Origin of the sequence: Bilifractor sp. LCP21S3_A7, assembly GCF_052118825.1 — a bacterium.
Classification (GTDB): Bacteria; Bacillota; Clostridia; order Lachnospirales; family Lachnospiraceae; genus Bilifractor.
In genome coordinates this window covers 64,393-84,071 of the sequence record NZ_JBQKGL010000004.1, presented here as the reverse complement: position 1 = coordinate 84,071, position 19,679 = coordinate 64,393, and the positions used below count along the sequence as shown (strand labels likewise).

The following is a 19,679-nucleotide window of genomic DNA, read 5'->3' as shown; positions in this document are numbered from 1 at the left end:
TTGGACTTATACAGTATCTTTACTGATAATTTCTGTGGATGGTCTCCACCTTAATCATATTTGTTCCGCCTTTTCCTCCGCCGACCGGTCCGCCGGTGAGAACGATGTTATCTCCCATCTTGAGGTTGAGGATATTGACAGCCTGACGAATTGCGTGATAGAACAGGACATCAATCGACTCAAATTCCTCGCAGAGAATCGGCTCAACGCCCCAGCTCAGAGAGAGCTTGCGGTAAACCTTCTCCGAAGTCGTCATGCCGATGATCTGTACCGGACAGCGAAACCGGCTGACCATTCTCGCCGTCATTCCCGATTTTGAACTTACCACGATGCATTTCGCATCCACATCGATTGCCATCGAGCACGTGGAGTGCGAAATCGCGTCCAGGATGTTTTTCTGAACAAACTCTGTGTTCTTGAAACGTTTCCGGTAGTTGATATGCTGCTCTGTGAACTCTGCCACCTGTGCCATCGTCTTAACCGCTTCCACCGGATATTTTCCTGCCGCGGATTCGCCCGAAAGCATGATTGCCGACGCACCGTCATATACCGCATTCGCTACATCGGAAATTTCGGCACGGGTCGGACGGATATTATTGATCATCGATTCCAGCATCTCCGTCGCGATGATTACGCGGCGCCCGAGAAGTCTGCACTCCTGCGCAATCTCCTTTTGAACAGCCGGCACCTCCATATACGGAATCTCTACTCCGAGATCTCCTCTCGCAACCATGATACCGTCAACCACTTCCGAGATCTCACGGATATTATTCACTCCAGCCCTGTTCTCAATTTTTGCGATGATATCGATGTCCTGTCCTCCGTTGGCGTTCAGAAAATCCCTCATCTCCTGCGCATCTTCCCTTGTCGAAACAAAAGATGCCGCAATATAATCTACATCATTCTTGATCCCGAACAGAAGATCCTCCCTGTCCTGCTCACTGAGGAAGTCATTCTTCATCAGCTTCCCGGGGAAGTTCATGCTCTTTCTGTCCGAGAGAACCCCTCCAGCTTCCACCTTTGTAAAAACCTTCGTTCCCTCTACTCTCTCTACGATGCATACAACGAGTCCATTATTTACAAGGATCTTGTCTCCCGGTTTCAGCTCGTCTGCAAACCCCTTGTAACTGACCGATACAATGGTTTCATTTCCGATCAGATCTTCCGTCGTAAAGATAAATTCCTGTCCCTCCTTGAGGGTGACTTTGTGATCCTTGAATACACCGATCCTGTATTCCGGGCCCTTCGTATCGAGCATAATTGCAATCGGCCGGTGCAGCTTATTGCGAACCTTCTTGATCAGCTTCATCTTCTCCAGATGCTCTTCATGGGTTCCGTGAGAAAAGTTAAGCCGCGCGACATTCATACCCGCCTTCACCATGCGGCTCAATATTTCCTCAGAAGCACTTGCAGGTCCGATTGTACAGATAATTTTTGTTTTTCGCATATTTATTCCTTTCACAGATAAACAAATGACCGGTTTTTCGACCGGTCCACATATTGTGTCCTTGTCTCGAAATGTCAGACCGATTGGCCGATGGTATTTGTCCATCCCCAAACATGTACACCCGGCTCAATCAGTCATCCCTATTTTAACATAAACAATCCTTCGTTTCTTTATGCACAATATACAAAACTTTTCCCCTCAGCCCTGTATGTTACCGAAACGAGATAAAACACGCTGCGCGAGTTTTATCTCGCTATCGCGACGCTCGCCGCACACGAATACTTCGCATTCGGCTGCGGCTCACTGTTCGCGTAAAAAAAACACCCTTGAAAACAAAGTTTCCAAAGGTGCCCTCATGATGCGCCACCGACAGTTGTCTGAATAATATTACAATAAGTATTGTCAGGTGCAATATAAGAAATTATTATATTGCAGTTCTTGGCAGATGATCGCCATCAGGATGGCGGGATGTAGGTGTGCGTATATACCTGTTCCATGACACGACGTTTATCCTCAAGGCTCGGATGCACATACATCATCATGGTAATATTTACACTTGCATGTCCGAGTATCATGCTTACCGTTTTCGGATCGGCCCCGTCTCTGATGCAGGCAGTCGCAAAGGTGTGGCGCAGCGTGTGAAAATTCCTGGCGGGAATGTCAAGTTTCTTCAGCATATTTCGAAAACGCTTACTACAGGAGGAGGGCTCCATGCATTTTTTTCTGCCCGTTAACAGATACACCTCTGGCGGTTGCTGCTGCTTCCTCAAAAGATCAAGGATTTCCGGCGGTAGCGGAATGGAACGGATGGAGTTTCTGGTCTTTGGCGGAGCGATCACGAGATGTGTTCTGTGTCCATCCGTATCTGCATTCGGATTTGGAAGTCTGCCGAGAGATTTTGTAATCTGCAGCACTCCCTCATCGAGATTCAGGTCGCCCCATGTCAGTGCACAGAGTTCTCCGATCCGGATTCCACTCACAAGTGCCAGAAGGACACCGCTGTTGTATGGTGTCGGATGCTGCGTCAGATATCGGACCATCTTGCCGGTCTCTTCCCGGTTGAATATACTGATTTCCGGCTGATGAAAAGAAATATGTACCAGATCATTCATGTCTTGCACACAATAATGATTGCATTTCGCATATTTGAAGGCAGAGTTCAGGATTGTTCTCAACTCCGAAACGGTTGTGGGAGAAAGGCCTCCGGAATTATCAAGCCTTCCGTCTGATATTTTTTGCTTCAGGTAGCTGTTCAGAATATCAGAATCCAGCTCCGACAGCTGGTATTCTCCAAGGTCATGGATGAGATGTTTTTCAATGAGGTACGAATATGTAGCAGGTGATTTACCCGACAATGCAAGATCCTCATTCAGATACCGGCAATAACTTTCAAGAAATTCATGTACCGTGACGGTTTGATTTCGGTTTTCGTCTTCCCTATTCATATTCTCCTTTCCAACGATCATGCCAGTCCAGTAGCAAATTATAGCTCACCTTCCGGGGTTCTTTCCTGTATGATTATCTGAAAAAGCATGAAAATCTTGCCGGCGCTCAGTTAACAGAACCGGAAATTCACAATGCGGAGGTTTGAGCATTGCTGAATGGTGAGAACTTCATCTGTGACTTCCACTTTTCGGAGTACGGCACAAGCAGTAACAATATCTTCTAGCAATTGAAAATATTGTCTTGCAATAATATATAAGATAAGGTATAATATGATCGAAACGGAGATATTGACCAGAATATTTATATAATACATACAATTACAAAACTGAGTCAGAACTGCAATATAATAATTTCTTATATTGCAGCCGGGAGTTTTATTTTTTATGGCTGTTTTGATATAATCAGTATACTCCAGGACATATAATTATGCCACTGCTTTTTACTTTTTCAAAAAAATAATTCTGCTGATATAATTTATCAACCTCTATGCCAGTCCTCACTCGGAACTCTTCACCGTTTCAATCCGGTTTTTATTTCACTTCTATGCTGCCGGCGATGACCCGGCATGCTCGGGTATTCTCATGATACTTTCCCACAGCGCGTCCAATTCCGGACGAGAATTGTTTCGCGAGGCACTTCCGGGGCTTCTCCGTGTCGTGAAATGCTCAACAAGAGGTATGCGGGCTCAGTATTTCTGCTCTGGAGATCACCCCTCTCCGGTCATCTTATAAGATTCTGTGTACCTCTCATTTCCAGTCTGTGTATTTCTCGCTTCCATATTGTCCGAAGATTCTGCATTTTCGTATTAACAGTACCTGAAGTTTTCTGCTTTTCCTTTCATTTCCTCCAGGAAGCCGCGTACTTATTCTTTATCGTACCATTCGCATATTTTCCCCATCCGATCGGAAATCGATCCACACAGATGAGATTCCATCCGTCGCTGGTCTTCTCCCTCTCCGGATCCGCCTGGATTGTCTCCCCGTGAAGATAGCGGGCAATTCTTTCATCCCCCGGTTTCATGGGAAAAACCCTCCCGAATTTCTCCGGATTCAGCGCCATAGCGAGAGGCTGTGACGGCTCAAATCTTTTTTTCTTCCATTCCCCGAGATAAAGTCCGTTTCTCAGAAAATTCAATCTCCCCGCGCCATCTGGCAGTTCCTGTACATAATATCCTTTCCCTGCACGTCGCTCAATTTTCTCCGGATCTGCCTGTGGCAGAAACTCACTGAGAAGCTCCATCTGCTCTGGATCCGGGCGGATGTCTGATGACATATTTTCTCTTCCTCTGCCTTTTCCCGAGGCTCCGCCTCTGTGCGTCTTCTTCTTCCTTCTGCAAAGCAAATCGCTCTGCGTACGGTCGTCCGTCCGCGCACGGTCTCCTATTCCCAATACTGATAAACCGGCTTCCGTACAGCCTGCCCTTTCACCTGCAGGGAATCCCGTCACGGCATCGGCAAGTCCTCTTGATGCGGACAATGCGGAAGCTGCGATATTGCCTTGTCTCTGACCCGATTCCGCTTCAAGCTCCGGATCCACAGATAAATTTCTTCGCATCAATGCCAGGAAATGCCCCTCGCCGTCCATTCTGTGCGGCCAGATTCTCACACATTTCCGGAGCTCCGGATTACCGTCGGCCCAGTCAGGTCTTCCTTCCGAAAATCCCGCATAGCCCTCCATCTCTTGGAGAGAAAAATCTGGAAATGTACGGATAAACCAGCTGATCATCTGTTCATCCTCTTCCGGTGAAAACGTGCAGGTGGAATACATGAGGTATCCTCCCGGTTTCAGCATTTTTCTGGCATTTTCGAGAATATTCCGCTGCTGAGACGCAAAATACCTCACGCGCTCCGGACTCCAGGTTTCAGCGACATCCGGATCCTTCCGGAACATCCCTTCGCCGGAACAGGGTGCATCCACAAGAATCTTATCAAAATAGCTGGAAAAAACATCGGCAAGCCGGTCAGGCATTTCGTTCGTCACGAACATATTCTCTGTACCGAACAACTCGAGATTTCGAAGAAGAGCCTTCGCCCTGGAATTGCTGGCATCATTCGCCACAAGAATTCCCGTCCCCCGGAGCCTTGCAGCGAGTTCCGTTGCCTTTCCGCCCGGAGCCGCACAGAGATCCAGCACCCGGTCTCCGGGTTCAACCGGCAGCCGGCTCGCCGGCGTCATTGCGCTCGGTTCCTGAAGATAATAAACGCCCGCGGCATAATACGGATGCCGCGCGGGAAAAACATCATTCGGATAGATAAATCCGTCGGACACCCAGGGAACTCTTCGGACCGGAAAGGGAGCAGCCTTCTCGAACTCTTCCGGTGTGACCTTCATGGTATTCACGCGAAGACCCCGAAACCTCGGTCTGTCATAGCTTGCCATGAAGTCGTCATATTCCCCACCAAGCATCTCCTTCATTCTCTCATCAAACTCATATGGAAGCTTCATTTTTCCCTCTCTCTGCGTCCGTCCGCACTTCGACAGAAAGCACCTGACAGTCACTGCCAGGTGCTTTCTGATTTTCTCTGTTTTCTTGTCCGTGTTCTGAGCGATGAAGAACTCTGTTTCTTCCTATTATAATGTAAACTGTGATTGGTATTACCAATCACTCTTCTTCACCCTGATCCAGAACTTCTCCATATTTCTCCAGAATGATCTTCTGGATTCTGTCTCGCGTCTCGGAATTGATCGGATGAGCGATATCCCTGTATTCTCCGTCTGTTGTCTTCCTGCTCGGCATTGCGATAAACAATCCCTTTTCGCCCTCGATAATCTTAATATCGTGAACTGCGAATTCATCATCCAGGGTAATGGAAACAACCGCCTTCATTTTCCCTTCTTTTGTTACTTTACGTACTCTGACATCTGTGATCTGCATAAGGCTCCTTCTCCCGCGTTCAGCAGGCATTTCAGATCGCGTATCTCTCGTTCTTTTCGACCACGATCTTGATTCTGTCTTCGCCGCAGTAATAAGAGTTCGCCCTTATTGTATCGCGGCTTTCGACGATACAATTCTCAATGTGAGTATTATCCCCAAGGTACACATTGTTCAGGACGATGGAATTCTTGATCACACAATTGTTGCCTACATATACGTCTTTGAAAAGAATAGAATTTTCAACTTGTCCATTAATGATACAACCACTCGATATCAGACTGTTTTTCACTATGTTGCCAGGATTGTATTTTGCCGGCGGGAGGTCATCAATCTTTGAATAGATCTCGGGATATTCATTGAAGAAGAAATCCCTTACCTCCGGTTTAAGGAAATCCATATTTGTTCTATAATAGGATTCCACCGTCGCAATGTTACTCCAATAGGTATTTATTTTATATCCATAAATCCGCTTCAGATTCTTGTAGCGGATAAAGATATCTTTAACCAGGTCATACCGCCCTTCTTGTGCACAACGCTCAAGGAGCTCTATTAACTGTCTCCTTCTTATAACATAGATTCCCGTTGAAATCAAGCTCGAATCTGAAACCATGGGTTTTTCTTCGAACTCCTCTATGCGGTAGTCCTCGTTCATCTTCAGTACGCCGAACCGGTTCGGATCATCGTCATGACATTCCGTGCAGACAATGGTGATATCCGCGCGCTTCGCAATATGATATTCCAGAACCTTATTAAAATCCAGCTTATAGATTCCGTCGCCGGAAGCAATAATGACATAGGGTTCATGGCTTTCCTTCAGCCACTGTATGTTCTGGTAGATAGCATCTGCAGTGCCTCTGTACCACCAGTTGTTCGTCGATGTCACGGTAGGAGTGAAGACATACAGGCCTCCCTGCTTTCTTCCAAAATCCCACCACTTCGATGACATCAGATGATTATTCAGGGATCTTGCATTGTACTGTGTGAGTACAGCGACCTTCTGGATATGCGAATTCGTCATACTGCTCAGTGCAAAATCAATGCTCCGGTAACTCCCGGCGACCGGCATAGCGGCGATGCACCTCTTCTCCGAGAGCTCCCGCATCCGGTTGCTGTTTCCTCCTGCAAGAATAATACCTAATGCTCTCATAGGATATCACCGTCCTCCCTGATCAGCGCTCCTCCTCCGGGAAGAATGCCGTTTTCATAATCTTCAGGAACGGTCTTTCCCGATATCACCGTATTCTTCCCTACCGTAATACCATCCGGAATCACAGTATCCTCACCGATTGTGGCAAGACCGAAGGCGTAAATATTCGGTTTGAAGACGTTTGGAGCCTCCTCTCCGACACCGATGCTGCAGTTGTCACCGATGCGGACCTGCTCGGCAATAATTGCCTTCTCAATCTTCGTGCCCGCCCCGACAGTGGATCGCCTCATGATGATAGAATCCCTGACAACAGCTCCCTTCTGTATGGTGACACCGGGACCGATCACCGAATTGTGAACTTCCCCATAGATCTCCGAGCCTTCGCCGATGATACAGCGGTCTGCAGCACCGCTTTCGGAAATGTACTCCGGCCGGATGATGTCTCCCTTTGTGTAGATCCGCCAGTATTCCTCATACAGATTGAATTCCGGTATGATGTCGATCAGCTCCATGTTCGCCTGCCAGTAGGATCCCAGCGTTCCGACGTCCTTCCAGTAACCGTTGAATTCGTAAGCGAACAGCCGGCTGCCCCTGTCCCTGCAGTAAGGCAGGATATGCTTTCCGAAATCGCACCCGGGCTGATCCTTGAGCGCAATCAGAGATTCTTTTAATGTCTTCCAGGAGAAGATATAGATCCCCATGGAAGCGAGGTTGCTTCTCGGATGCTCCGGTTTTTCCTCAAACTCGGTTATCCGTCCTTTACCGTCTGTTATCATGATACCGAAACGGCTCGCCTCCTCCATCGGAACAGGCATACACGCAATCGTAACATCCGCCTTGTTCGCGCGATGGAAATCCAGCATAACCTCATAATCCATCTTGTAGATGTGATCACCGCCGAGAATCAGAACATATTCCGGATTATAGGACTCCATATATGCCAGATTCTGAAAAATTGCATTTGCGGTTCCTGTGTACCACTCCGTATCTGTATTCTTCTCATATGGCGGAAGAACAGTGACACCCCCGACATTCCGGTCCAGGTCCCAGGGGATTCCTATTCCGATATGACTGTTCAGCCGAAGCGGCTGATACTGTGTCAGTACACCCACCGTATCGATTCCGGAATTAATACAGTTACTGAGAGGGAAATCAATGATTCTGTACTTTCCGCCGAACTCCACCGCAGGCTTTGCGACCTTCGAAGTAAGCACACCAAGCCTGCTTCCCTGTCCGCCCGCGAGGATCATGGCGATCATTTCTTTTTTGACCATGGAATCACCTCTTGTCTTGAAAAGATTATATCAATAATAGGATTATATCATAGTCATTTTCAAAAGTGAACATTTTAAATAATTTTCCAATCCTATTTGTCGAATTTTTATAACTTTTGCCGAAAACAGTGCATATCGGTATTGTAAGTGCTGTGCGAAATTCGTCATTATCACCTCAGGCGTCTGCTTGAAATATTAAGGTCGCAAGGGTATAATTGATACGCTGTACCGGCAGAAACAATCTGAGACAGGTTCTGCCGACAGGATGCGTTTCACGGTTCTCATGTATTCGCATGTAGAAGGAAATATGTATGATACACGGATACAGGTGCGCACTGATTCACGGTTCGCAGGTATTCGCATAAAGGAGTTATCCATACTATGTACAAAATAAATTTTGACAAACCGTCACATGTCCACTTCATCGGCATCGGCGGAATCAGCATGAGCGGACTTGCCGCAATTCTCCTGAAGGAGGGCTTCGTCGTCTCCGGTTCTGATTCCCATGAATCAGAGCTGACGGATCGTCTGCAGGCGGCTGGTGCCAGAATTGCATATCAGCAGGCAGCCGATAACATTACCGATGGCATTGATGTCGTTGTATACACTGCAGCAATCCATCCGAGCAATCCGGAGTATGCCGCTGCGGTCGCGAAGAAAATTCCGCTCCTCACCAGGGCACAGCTTCTGGGACAGATGATGAAGAACTATAAGATTCCGATCTGCGTCTCCGGAACCCATGGTAAGACCACGACAACTTCCATGGCTGCACACATTCTCATGGCGGCCGATATGGATCCGACGATCTCCGTCGGCGGTATACTGCCTCTGATCAAAGGCAATTACAGAATCGGAAGCAACAATACATTTCTGATGGAGGCATGCGAATATACCAACAGCTTCCTCAGTTTCTTCCCGAAGATCAGCATCATTCTCGACATTGATGCGGATCATCTGGATTTTTTCAAGGATCTGGACGATATCCGTCATTCCTTCCGGAAGTTCGCGGAGCTTCTCCCGGACGACGGAGTGCTGATCATCAATGCCGATGATCCGGCATGCAAGATGATCACCAAGGGGCTTACCTGCAAGATCATCACCTACTCCATGAGCAACAAGGGAGAGTATACCGCAGATCTCGTGACCTATGACAAGCGGGGGAATGCCTCATTCCGTGCTCTGTACAAGGGCAACCCCATCGGCAATTTCTCGCTACAGGTGCCCGGACAGCACAATGTCAGCAACGCACTTGCCGCCATTGCCCTCGCCAGAGAGCTCGGTATCGATGCCGCTACCATCGAGAATGGCTTCGAGAGCTTTCACGGCACGAATCGTCGTTTTGAGTACAAGGGCAAAATGAAGTGCGGAGCCACCGTCATCGACGATTACGCACATCATCCAACCGAGATCAAGGCAACCCTGCACACCGCGGAGCGTGTTCCCCACGAAACGATCTGGTGTGTATTCCAGCCCCACACCTACACAAGGACAAAGGCACTTCTTCCGCAGTTTGCGGAGGCACTCTCCATTGCGGATCATGTGGTGCTCGCGGACATCTACGCAGCGCGCGAGCTTGACATCTACGGTGTTTCCTCCAGGGATCTTCAGGCGGAGATCCAGAAGCTGGGAACTGACTGTGACTATTTTCCGTCCTTCGAGGAGATCGAAGACTTCCTGCGCGCGAATGTCAAGGACGGCGATCTTGTGATCACCATGGGAGCAGGAAATATTGTTCAGGTCGGAGAGGATCTGATCGACTGACGCAGGTGAAATAACTATGGGTTTGTTAACCATTAAGGACAGTCGTCTTGCCGGAATGACACTTCTGGCAGACGACTTTATCGATTATTATATGCCCCGTGCCAACGGGGATTTTGTGAAAATCTATCTGTATCTGCTTCGGAGTGTCCACCGGCAGGATTTCAATCCTACGCTCTCCTCCCTTGCAGATGTTTTTTCATGCACGGAAAAGGATGTTCTCCGCGCGCTTCGCTACTGGCAGCAGGCCGGGCTTCTGAATCTCTCTTACCGGGGGAAAGAACGGGAGCTTGAGAAGATCGAGCTTTTGCCCATTCAGCCTTCACTGCAGAAAACTCAGTATGTACCGGAGGAGCCCTCTGAGAGGAAACCGCCCGAACCCCCTGAGAAAAAAACGGCTCCCGCGCAGATTTCCTCTGCCCGGGCAAGGGAACTCAAAGACAATGAGGATGTACGGCAAATTCTTTTCTTCACTGAACAGTATATCGGTCATCCCCTGAGTGCAACAGATATGCGCCGGATTTTGTATTTCTACGATGTTCTTCATTTTCCGGTTGATCTGATCGACTACTTGGTGGAATACTGCGTATCGCGGGGCGGCCGGAACATGAATTACATTGAAAAAGTCGGGCTTGCATGGAACGATGAGAAGCTCACAACCGTACAGGCCGCGAAGGAATATTCCAGTTCCTGGAAGGACAGGTATTTCGCGATTTTCCGTGCCTTCGGCATCCGGAATCGCAATCCGATCCCCGATGAGATAAAGATGATGGACAAATGGCTGAAGGAATACGCAATGCCGATGGATCTGATCCGCGAGGCAGCCAGCCGGACCATCCGGCAGACCGGACAGCCTTCTTTTTCCTACGCGGACCGCATTCTCTCCGACTGGAACAAGGCAGGCGTCCACACGCCGGACGATATTCAGAAGCTCGATTCCGCCTATCGCCAGTCCCATGCGTCTTCCGAAGCCGGGAACACGGCTCTGTCTCAAAAACGTCCGGGAAGAGAACCCGCAAAATCCTCGACACGTTTCAACGAGAATTTCCATCAGCGGGACTACGATTTCGACCGTCTCGAGCAGGAGCTTCTTTTGAACCAGCAGTCGGAAACACCGGACTAATCTCCGGGCTTCCTCTGCATCCGCGTCTGAAACCAGACACAGAGAGGAGGGATTATGCCTCTGTCCAACTCACAATATGATGCTATTATGCGTATCTACAGCCAGAAGCAGCTGAAAAGTCGTCGCGATCTGGACCGCCGAAAAGCGGAGGTCTACGCGAAGATCCCACGTCTCCCCGAGATCGATGCCGAGGTAGCCTCCGTATCGGTCCGAAAGGCCTTCTTTCTCCTGGGTGATCCGAAGGGCAGCGATCTCGACACCGACCGGGCAATTCAGGATCTTGCCGAGGAGCGTCGTGCGCTCCTCCTCTCGAACGGCTATCCCGAGGACTACCTGGAGCCACGGTATGACTGCCCTCTCTGCCACGACACCGGATATGTCGGAGACCGGAAATGCAGCTGTTTCCGCCAGCTTGAGATTGATCTGCTCTATTCCGCCTCAAATCTGAAGGATGCTCTGGAATCCGACACCTTTGATAATTTTTCACTGAAATACTATCCGACAGATTCCTTTAATAAGGTAAATCAGAAATCCTTCTACTGGGAAGCCGAGAATGCTCTTGCTGTTTCAAGGAATTTTGTGCGGGATTTCCGGCAGAATCACAGGAAGGGCACACCGGAAAATCTTTTCTTCTATGGTGATGTAGGCGTCGGAAAAACGCATCTCTCCCACGCCATTGCGAAAGGAGTTCTGGATCTCGGATGCAGTGTTCTGTATCTGACAGCATATGATCTCTTTGATCTCATGAGCAGATACAAATTTCATTCTGAAGAAGATCTGAAGGAAACGTATGAGACCGTATACGACTGTGATCTTCTGATCATTGACGATCTCGGCACGGAAATGCTGAATAATTTTGTGACATCCGAGCTTTTCCTCATCGTAAACGAACGGATTCTTCAGAAAAAATCAACGATCATTTCCACAAACCTTTCCATTATGAAGGTCCGGGAAGCCTTCTCAGAACGTACTTTTTCACGTATAATGGGTTCATACCGTCTGATTCATATTTCCGGAGAAGACATCCGGATCCGCAAACGGCTCTCCGCCGACGGTCCGGACCGGAACCGGAATCAGACCTCAGAATAATGCTACTTGAAACCTGCAGTTTTAAGGAGGAATTTCAGATATGGCAAACAGAAACGACAATTACTATGACTCCCTACCGGTCGGACGTCTCGGGATCATTCCGTTAAAGAGCTGTACAACGATCGGCAGCAAGGTGGATGATTATCTCGTGCAGTGGAGAAGGGACCGGGAATCGGATCACAAAACCTCATCGGCTGTCGAGGGCTATGAGAGAAGTTCATACATTATTCCGTGCGACATTCCCAGATTTGGTTCTGGCGAAGCAAAGGGAGTCATCGGCGAGTCCGTCCGCGGAGACGATATCTACCTTCTCGTTGATGTCTGCAACTACTCTCTGACCTATAAGCTCGGCAGCTATGTCAATCACATGTCCCCGGACGACCACTTTCAGGATCTTAAGCGGGCGATCGCGGCAATCGGCGGAAAGGCCAGAAGAATCAACGTGATCATGCCTTTCCTCTATGAGAGCCGTCAGCACAAGCGTTCCGGCCGTGAGTCCCTGGACTGTGCCCTTGGTCTCAAGGAGCTGGTCGGAATGGGCGTCGAAAATATCATCACCTTCGATGCTCACGACCCTCGCGTACAGAACGCGATCCCGCTTCACGGATTTGAGACCATCTCCGCATCCTACCAGTTCATCAAGAACATCCTCCGGCACGCGGAACCTGACATGAAGATCGATTCCGATCACCTGATGTGCATCAGCCCGGATGAGGGCGGCATGGCTAGAGCAATCTACATCGCCAATAACCTCGGTGTCGATATGGGTATGTTCTATAAACGCCGCGATTATTCCACCATCATCGATGGCAGAAACCCGATCGTCGCCCATGAATTCCTCGGGGCTGACGTAAAGGGCAAGGACATGATCATCATCGACGATATGATCTCCTCCGGAGACAGCATGATTGAAGTTGCCTCTCTGCTCAAGGAGCGCGGGGCGAAGAACATCTACATGTGTGCTACCTTCGGTCTGTTCACGAACGGACTTGACAGCTTTGATGAAGCCTACCGCAAGGGAGTGTTCACAAAGCTTGTCACAACAAATCTTGTATACCAGAGGCCGGAGCTTCTGCAGCGTCCATATTACATCAGCTGTGATATGAGCAAGTACATAGCACTTCTGATAGACACATTGAATCATGACGCCTCCATCAGCAGTCTTCTGGACCCGGTAGACCGTATCCAGAAGGTTCTGAAAAAATTCGAGAATCACGAGAAAATCTGATCTGCGGGCAAATGTCTCTCATTCCTGTTGTCATAAGCGAGTTCACAACATCGGAGGTGCCTGCGAATACCGCGTCCTGTCAGCGCCTGAGCTTGCTCGCGAATGCCGCCGCCTGTCAGCGCCTGAGCTTGCTCGCGAATGCCGCCGCCTGTCAGCGCCTGAGCTGCTTGCGAATGCTGCCGCCTGTCAGCGCCTGAGCTTGCTCGCGAATGCCGCCGCCTGTCAGCTGCGCAACAACATCAACAGATCGATGCTCCTGTATTCGTCAAATGGTACAATGTGCAAAGCAGTCTGCTGTGCAAAAACGCAGAAACAGAACGAGACGGCCGGAACATTTCCTGCTCGGGGAAATGTTCCGGCCGTCTCGTTTTTCCTTGCTCTTTCCTGCATCTGTTACAGGCTCTTTTTACTTTTCTCTCGTAATCCGATTTTTTTGATTTTCAGGCCGCCCGCCTGTATCTGTGACCGGCTCTTTTATCCGTTCTTTCTGATTCCCTCGCGCTTTCTGAGTCTGGAATCAAGCTGACGCTTACGAATACGAAGACTCTTCGGAGTTACCTCCAGAAGCTCGTCACTGTCTATGAATTCCAGTGCCTGCTCGAGAGAGAGAACCATCGGAGGCGTCAGCACGAGCGCCTCGTCTGATGAAGAGGTACGGGTGTTGGTCAGATGCTTGGTCTTGCAAACGTTCAGCTCAATATCCTCCGGCTTGGAAGACATGCCGACAACCATTCCCGCGTAAACCTTTTCACCCGGTCCGATGAACAGCGTTCCTCTCTGCTGCGCTGCGAACAGCCCGTACGCAACGGATACTCCTGGCTCAAAGGCGATCAGAGATCCCTGTTTGCGGAACACAATATCACCCTTGTACGGTGCATAATCATCAAAAATCGTGTTCAGGATTCCCGTTCCTTTTGTCATCGTCATGAAGTTGCCGCGGAAACCGATCAGGCCTCTCGAAGGAATGCTGAACTCCAGACGGGTAATACCGTTCTCACCGACGCTCATTCCCTGAAGCTCGCCCTTCCGCTCGCTCAGCGACTGAATCACAGCCCCTGAATACTCATCAGGCACATCGATGTATGCCAGCTCCACCGGCTCCAGCTTCCTGCCACGTTCATCGTACCTGTAAATAACCTCTGCCTTGCTGACCGCGAATTCGTAGCCCTCACGTCTCATCTCCTCGATCAGAACCGACAGATGAAGCTCGCCTCGTCCGGATACCTTGAAGCAGTCCGCAGAATCTGTCTCCTCAACCCGGAGTGACACATCGGTGTTCAGCTCACGGAACAAACGATCGCGAAGATGCCGGGAAGTAACATAGGTTCCCTCGGTTCCTGCAAGAGGTGAATCGTTGACCACGAAATTCATGGAAATCGTGGGCTCCTCAATCTTCTGGAATGGAATCGGCTGCGGGTTCTCCAGATCGCAGAGCGTATCTCCGATATGCAGATCCGCGATACCGGATACCGCTACGATCTCTCCTACCGTTGCCTTTTCAACCTCAACTCTCTTCAGTCCGTCGAAGACATACATCTTGCTGATCTTTACCCGTGCCTTCTTATCCGGATCATGATGATTCATCAGAAGAACTTCCTGATTCAGAGACAATGTTCCATTGTCGATTTTACCGATTCCGATCCGGCCGACATACTCATTGTAATCGATGGTAGATACCAGCATCTGAATACCGGCATCCGGGTCACCTGTCGGAGCTGGAATATATTTCAGGATTGCCTCGAAGAGTGGTGTCATGTCCTTTCGCTCGTCATCAAGCTCGTTGGTGCACCATCCGTCTCTCGCAGAAGCGTAGAGGAAGGGAGCGTCGAGCTGCTCATCGGAAGCTCCGAGATCCATCAGAAGCTCGAGGACCTCGTCCACCACCTCAGTCGGGCGCGCGTTCGGACGGTCTACCTTATTGATGCAGACCACAACCTTCAGATTTAGTGCCAGAGCCTTCTCAAGGACAAAACGTGTCTGCGGCATCGGCCCTTCAAACGCATCTACCAGAAGGATAACGCCATTTACCATCTTCAGTACACGCTCTACCTCGCCGCCGAAATCAGCATGTCCGGGTGTGTCGATGATGTTGATCTTGGTGTCCTTATATTGAACCGCAGTGTTCTTGGAAAGGATGGTGATTCCACGCTCCTTTTCAATTGCGCCGGAGTCCATGACTCTTTCCTGTACCTGCTGATTATCCCGGAATACTCCGCTCTGTCTCAGCAATTTATCTACCAGCGTTGTCTTGCCGTGATCGACATGGGCAATAATGGCAACGTTACGGATATCGTTTCTGGTAATTTTCATAATCTTCAACCTCACATCTAATGCCGGCAGCATCAACGTGCATCTGTTCTCCCGGACATTGTCTCTTGGAAAACCCGTTTCCGGTCTCGCGGACATTGCTCCTGGGAAAACCTGCCTCCGGATTCAAATATTCAAGCTTTTCTTCTGCCGAACCCGGGCAGATCTCACTGCCTGACCCCTGAAACGGGGCAACTCTGTATATTTTTTCACTATCTGCAACCACGAAATTATATCACAACATTTTCCCTTTGTGTAGTCTGCAAAGGTCTGATTTTATGCGGTTTCCACGAACTTTTTTGAACAGATTTAACGATAATCGTCTTTTCGTTATCTTGACAAGCATTTATGCAGACGATATAATCGCCTTATATGTGATAGAGGTTGCGTATCTCAAGAGTATCCGGTTCGATGCAGCAGAGTGCAGGGGAAGACGCGGAGAAAGGGACATACGCCGAAAGGAAGGGATCTCTGCTTTCTTTTTCTTGGGCATGAATCGAACAGGTTTATGACTGTCATCGTCAGATGGAGCGCTATCCGCAGATACATATACGATGAATCATGATCGCCGGCTGCATTCCGGTAACGGTTTTTATGCCTCGGGCGGATCTGCTTCATCAGAATGTCAGGCGGCGCCATTCCGGCGGCGCATATTTTTTGTCTCAAGGCATAGTTCTCATACACTGATGCACCTATCTCACAGATACGAATGCGCAGACCTGGTGGTACAGACATCGATGTACAGATATGGATGCACAGACATAGATGCACAGACATAGATACACAGATATGGATGCACAGATATCGATGCGCAGATATAAGCACAGATATCGATGCACAGACACGACTGTGCGAAACTGTGTACTCAGTTACAAGTACACAGACTGGCAACGTGAAGAATCAATTTCTAAACCAAATCAAGGAGGATCTGTCATGGCAATTTTTAAAGGAGCCGGTGTCGCGCTCGTCACCCCGATGAATGAAGACGAAACTGTAAATTACGATAAGCTCGATGAGCTGATCGAGTGGCATATTGCGGAGGGAACTGACTGTATCGTCATCTGCGGTACTTCCGGCGAGTCTGCTACACTCTCTGAGGAGGAACATATCGCCACCATCCGCCACTGTGTAGAGACTGTCAATCACAGGATTCCAGTTGTTGCCGGAACCGGATCCAACAGCACAAAAACCGCGATTTACCTTTCTACAGAAGCTGAAAAAGCCGGAGTTGACGGCCTTCTTGTCGTCACCCCCTATTACAACAAGGCGACGCAGTCAGGCCTCATCCGCCATTACACCGAGGTTTCGGAATCGGTACACACACCGATCATCATGTACAATGTTCCTTCCAGAACCGGCTGCAATATTCTTCCGGAGACAGCAGCCTACCTTGGAAAGAATGTAAAGAACATCGTGGCAATCAAAGCCGCCAGCGGCAATCTTTCCCAGATTGCGAAGACAAAATCTCTTGCCGGTGATGCTCTGGATATTTACTCCGGAAACGACGATCAGGTTGTTCCGATTATGTCTCTCGGCGGTCTCGGCGTAATCTCCGTTCTCTCAAATGTCGCGCCCGGATATACCCATGAGATGTGCTGGAAATACCTGAACGGCGATACCAAGGGTTCCTGTGCGATGCAGCTGAATGCCATCGACCTGATCGACTCTCTCTTCTGTGAGGTGAACCCGATCCCGGTTAAGGTTGCCTTGAACATGATGGGCAAAGAGGTCGGCCCTCTCCGCGGACCGCTCTACGGTATGGGATCCGAAGCGGACACCGAGCGGCTCAGAAAATCACTGATCGACTTCGGAATCAAGGTAAAATAAATCTCTTTGGATCTGAAAACGGAAAAGCTCTTAAAGAATAAGCTGTGAAGAAGGAGAAAGAAATGGTAAAGGTGATTCTGAGCGGATGCAACGGACATATGGGACAGGTTCTGACTGACATCCTGAACGCAGATTCCGAGACGGTTATTGCAGCAGGTATTGATATTGCTCCGGCAAATAATGTCCGTGAGTATCCGATTTTTTCCAGTCCTGCTGACTGCAGCGTTGAAGCAGATGCTGTCATTGATTTTTCAAATTTCCGGGCGACAGATGCCCTTCTGGATTTCTGTGTAGACCACAGACTTCCCCTGGTTCTCTGCACCACCGCTCTCACGGAGGAGACCCTCGCGAAGGTGGCCGAATGCAGCAAAGTCATCCCGATCCTCCGCTCCGCGAATATGTCTGTCGGCATCAATCTGCTGATGAAGCTTGTAAAGGAGGCTGCTGCTCTTCTGGCTCCCGCGGGTTACGATATGGAGATCGTGGAAGCGCACCACAACCGAAAGATCGATGCTCCGAGCGGAACGGCCCTGGCGCTCGGCGAAAGCATGAACGAAGCTCTCGGCAATGAATATCACTTCGTATTCAGCCGTCATGACCGCCACGAAAAGAGAGACCCGAAGGAAATCGGTATTTCTTCGGTTCGGGGTGGCTCCATCGTCGGCGATCACACCGTCATGTTTGCAGGGCAGGATGAGGTGATTGAATTCCGACATACCGCCTACTCCCGTGCCATCTTCGGCAAAGGCGCGGTTGAGGCAGCTAAATTCCTTGCCGGAAAGCCCGCCGGCATGTACGACATGTCAGACGTAATTGGGTAAGTCTGTATTTCAGACGGAATCGGCAGATCCACACGTCAGACGAAATCGCATAACTCTGTATTTCAGATGACATCGTATAACTCTGTACTTCAGATGAAATCGCATAACTCTGTATTTCAGATGACATCAATAAATCTGTACTCTGAACGCAATTGACAAATCTGCGCGTCACATGTAATCGTATAACTTTTTACGTCATAAAAGCTGCGGAGCAATCCGCAGCTTTTCACGCCTCCTGATTTGTCTGTTTCACCAAGGCGATCTCTTTCCGGTAACCTTCGTCATCATTCGGCGTCTCCAGAATGAATGGCCTGTTCTGCAGAAGCGGGTGATTCACTACCCGCATCAGAGCTTCCTCTCCGATCTTCCCGAGGCCGATCTTCTCGTGACGGTCCTTATGAGAGCCGCATTCATTCTTGCTGTCATTCAGATGAACTGCAAAGAGCCTGTCCAGTCCTATCACCTCATCAAAATGCCGGAGCACCCCGTCCAGATCATTCACGATATCATATCCGGCATCCCAGACATGGCAGGTATCAAAGCATACACCGATCTTCTCCTTCCGCTCTGTCCTGTCAAGGATTCCCTTTAATTCCTCAAAGCTGCGTCCGACTTCTGTGCCTTTTCCGGCCATAGTTTCCAGAAGAACCGTGGTCGTCTGATCGGCTGAAATCGTCCGGTTCAGAACATCCGCGATTTCATCCGCTGCCCTTTCGTAACCCTGCTTCAAGTGGGAGCCAGGATGAAAATTGAAGAACTGTCCGGGCAGAAGTTCCATTTTCTGTAAATCTTCCCGGAATATATTCTCGGAGTACTCGCGGATGTCCTCTTTTGCGGAACACAGATTCATTGTATACGGTGCGTGCGCCACCAGCCTGCCGAAGGAATGCGCCGAAAGAAAATCCCTCAGTGCTGCTATGTCCTCCGGGTCCGCTTCACTGCTCCTGCCCCCTCGCGGGTTCCTGGTAAAAAAGGCGAACGTGTTCCCGCCGAGCCTTTCTTCCGTTTTTCCCATCGAGAGGTACCCCTTTGAGATCGATACATGGTTTCCGATGTAAATCATTATCCCTCTTTTTTCCTGAATACTTTTATTTTTTTATAGATCTTCATTCTGAGGAAGATAAACGCCGAGCCCGCCGCAACCAGCGCCGCCAGAATGTATCCTGCGATTTTCTTCATACGATTTCCGCTCCTGTAAGTCCTGTTCTCTAATCTACGATGTCCGCCCGCACCCATTTTCTGACCGATGTCACGAACGAGATAAAACACGCTGCGCGAGTTTTATCTCGCTATCGCGACGCTCGTCGCACACGAATACTTCGCATTCGGCTGCGGCT

At 49.3% G+C, this 19,679-nt stretch carries 14 protein-coding genes and 1 riboswitch; of the genes, 6 read left to right on the top strand and 8 right to left on the bottom strand.

Annotation, left to right across the window (positions count from 1 at the left end):
* Window positions 1–19 precede the first annotated feature (19 nt).
* From pyk to ACTQ1O_RS04755, 6 genes are all read right to left on the bottom strand, one after another.
* Complete coding sequence (gene pyk / locus ACTQ1O_RS04780; protein ID WP_441486337.1) at window positions 20–1,447, bottom strand: pyruvate kinase; 1,428 nt, start codon at window positions 1,445–1,447, stop codon at window positions 20–22.
* A 455-nt stretch (window positions 1,448–1,902) separates the two neighbouring features.
* Entirely contained in the window at window positions 1,903–2,892 is a 990-nt protein-coding gene (locus ACTQ1O_RS04775; protein WP_441486336.1) for a tyrosine-type recombinase/integrase, read from the bottom strand.
* A gap of 838 nt (window positions 2,893–3,730) precedes the next feature.
* Window positions 3,731–5,338 (bottom strand): RsmF rRNA methyltransferase first C-terminal domain-containing protein, encoded by a 1,608-nt coding sequence (locus ACTQ1O_RS04770; RefSeq protein WP_441486335.1) that lies wholly within the window; start codon window positions 5,336–5,338, stop codon window positions 3,731–3,733.
* Window positions 5,339–5,495: 157 nt separating this feature from the next.
* Window positions 5,496–5,768, bottom strand: a complete 273-nt coding sequence (gene spoVG, locus ACTQ1O_RS04765; RefSeq protein WP_441486334.1) for a septation regulator SpoVG — start codon at window positions 5,766–5,768, stop codon at window positions 5,496–5,498.
* Window positions 5,769–5,799: 31 nt separating this feature from the next.
* Complete coding sequence (gene glgD / locus ACTQ1O_RS04760; RefSeq protein WP_441098907.1) at window positions 5,800–6,915, bottom strand: glucose-1-phosphate adenylyltransferase subunit GlgD; 1,116 nt, start codon at window positions 6,913–6,915, stop codon at window positions 5,800–5,802.
* A complete protein-coding gene (locus ACTQ1O_RS04755; RefSeq protein ID WP_441486333.1) occupies window positions 6,912–8,189 on the bottom strand; it encodes a glucose-1-phosphate adenylyltransferase in 1,278 nt (425 codons plus the stop codon). The genes glgD and ACTQ1O_RS04755 overlap by 4 nt, the downstream gene beginning before the upstream one ends.
* Before the next feature lie 381 nt (window positions 8,190–8,570).
* Between ACTQ1O_RS04755 and murC the strand changes: the two genes are divergently transcribed.
* The 4 genes from murC to ACTQ1O_RS04735 are packed head-to-tail and all read left to right on the top strand — an operon-like array spanning window position 8,571 to window position 13,387.
* Complete coding sequence (murC, locus tag ACTQ1O_RS04750; RefSeq protein WP_441486332.1) at window positions 8,571–9,950, top strand: UDP-N-acetylmuramate--L-alanine ligase; 1,380 nt, start codon at window positions 8,571–8,573, stop codon at window positions 9,948–9,950.
* Window positions 9,951–9,966: 16 nt separating this feature from the next.
* Window positions 9,967–11,070 (top strand): DnaD domain protein, encoded by a 1,104-nt coding sequence (locus ACTQ1O_RS04745; RefSeq protein WP_441486331.1) that lies wholly within the window; start codon window positions 9,967–9,969, stop codon window positions 11,068–11,070.
* A 54-nt stretch (window positions 11,071–11,124) separates the two neighbouring features.
* On the top strand, window positions 11,125–12,159 hold the full coding sequence (locus ACTQ1O_RS04740; RefSeq protein ID WP_441474111.1) for an ATP-binding protein: 1,035 nt from the start codon (window positions 11,125–11,127) through the stop codon (window positions 12,157–12,159).
* Between the two features lie 40 nt (window positions 12,160–12,199).
* Window positions 12,200–13,387, top strand: coding sequence for a ribose-phosphate pyrophosphokinase (locus ACTQ1O_RS04735; protein WP_441474112.1), 1,188 nt, complete (start codon window positions 12,200–12,202; stop codon window positions 13,385–13,387).
* A gap of 474 nt (window positions 13,388–13,861) precedes the next feature.
* Here the strand turns inward: ACTQ1O_RS04735 and typA are convergent, their stop codons facing one another.
* The gene (gene typA, locus ACTQ1O_RS04730; protein WP_441486330.1) at window positions 13,862–15,697 is read right to left on the bottom strand and encodes a translational GTPase TypA; all 1,836 of its coding nucleotides are present in this window, start codon (window positions 15,695–15,697) and stop codon (window positions 13,862–13,864) included.
* A 367-nt stretch (window positions 15,698–16,064) separates the two neighbouring features.
* Window positions 16,065–16,238: riboswitch (Lysine riboswitch) on the top strand.
* Window positions 16,239–16,627: 389 nt separating this feature from the next.
* Between typA and dapA the strand changes: the two genes are divergently transcribed.
* The gene (gene dapA, locus ACTQ1O_RS04725) at window positions 16,628–17,521 is read left to right on the top strand and encodes a 4-hydroxy-tetrahydrodipicolinate synthase (protein WP_441486329.1); all 894 of its coding nucleotides are present in this window, start codon (window positions 16,628–16,630) and stop codon (window positions 17,519–17,521) included.
* 62 nt (window positions 17,522–17,583) lie between these two features.
* Window positions 17,584–18,342 carry a 4-hydroxy-tetrahydrodipicolinate reductase gene (dapB, locus tag ACTQ1O_RS04720; protein WP_441486328.1) on the top strand — a complete coding sequence of 253 codons (759 nt, stop codon included), beginning with the start codon at window positions 17,584–17,586 and terminating at the stop codon, window positions 18,340–18,342.
* 226 nt (window positions 18,343–18,568) lie between these two features.
* On the opposite strand, the gene ACTQ1O_RS04715 is transcribed toward dapB, so the two are convergent.
* Window positions 18,569–19,405, bottom strand: a complete 837-nt coding sequence (locus ACTQ1O_RS04715) for a deoxyribonuclease IV (protein WP_441486327.1) — start codon at window positions 19,403–19,405, stop codon at window positions 18,569–18,571.
* Window positions 19,406–19,679 lie beyond the last annotated feature (274 nt).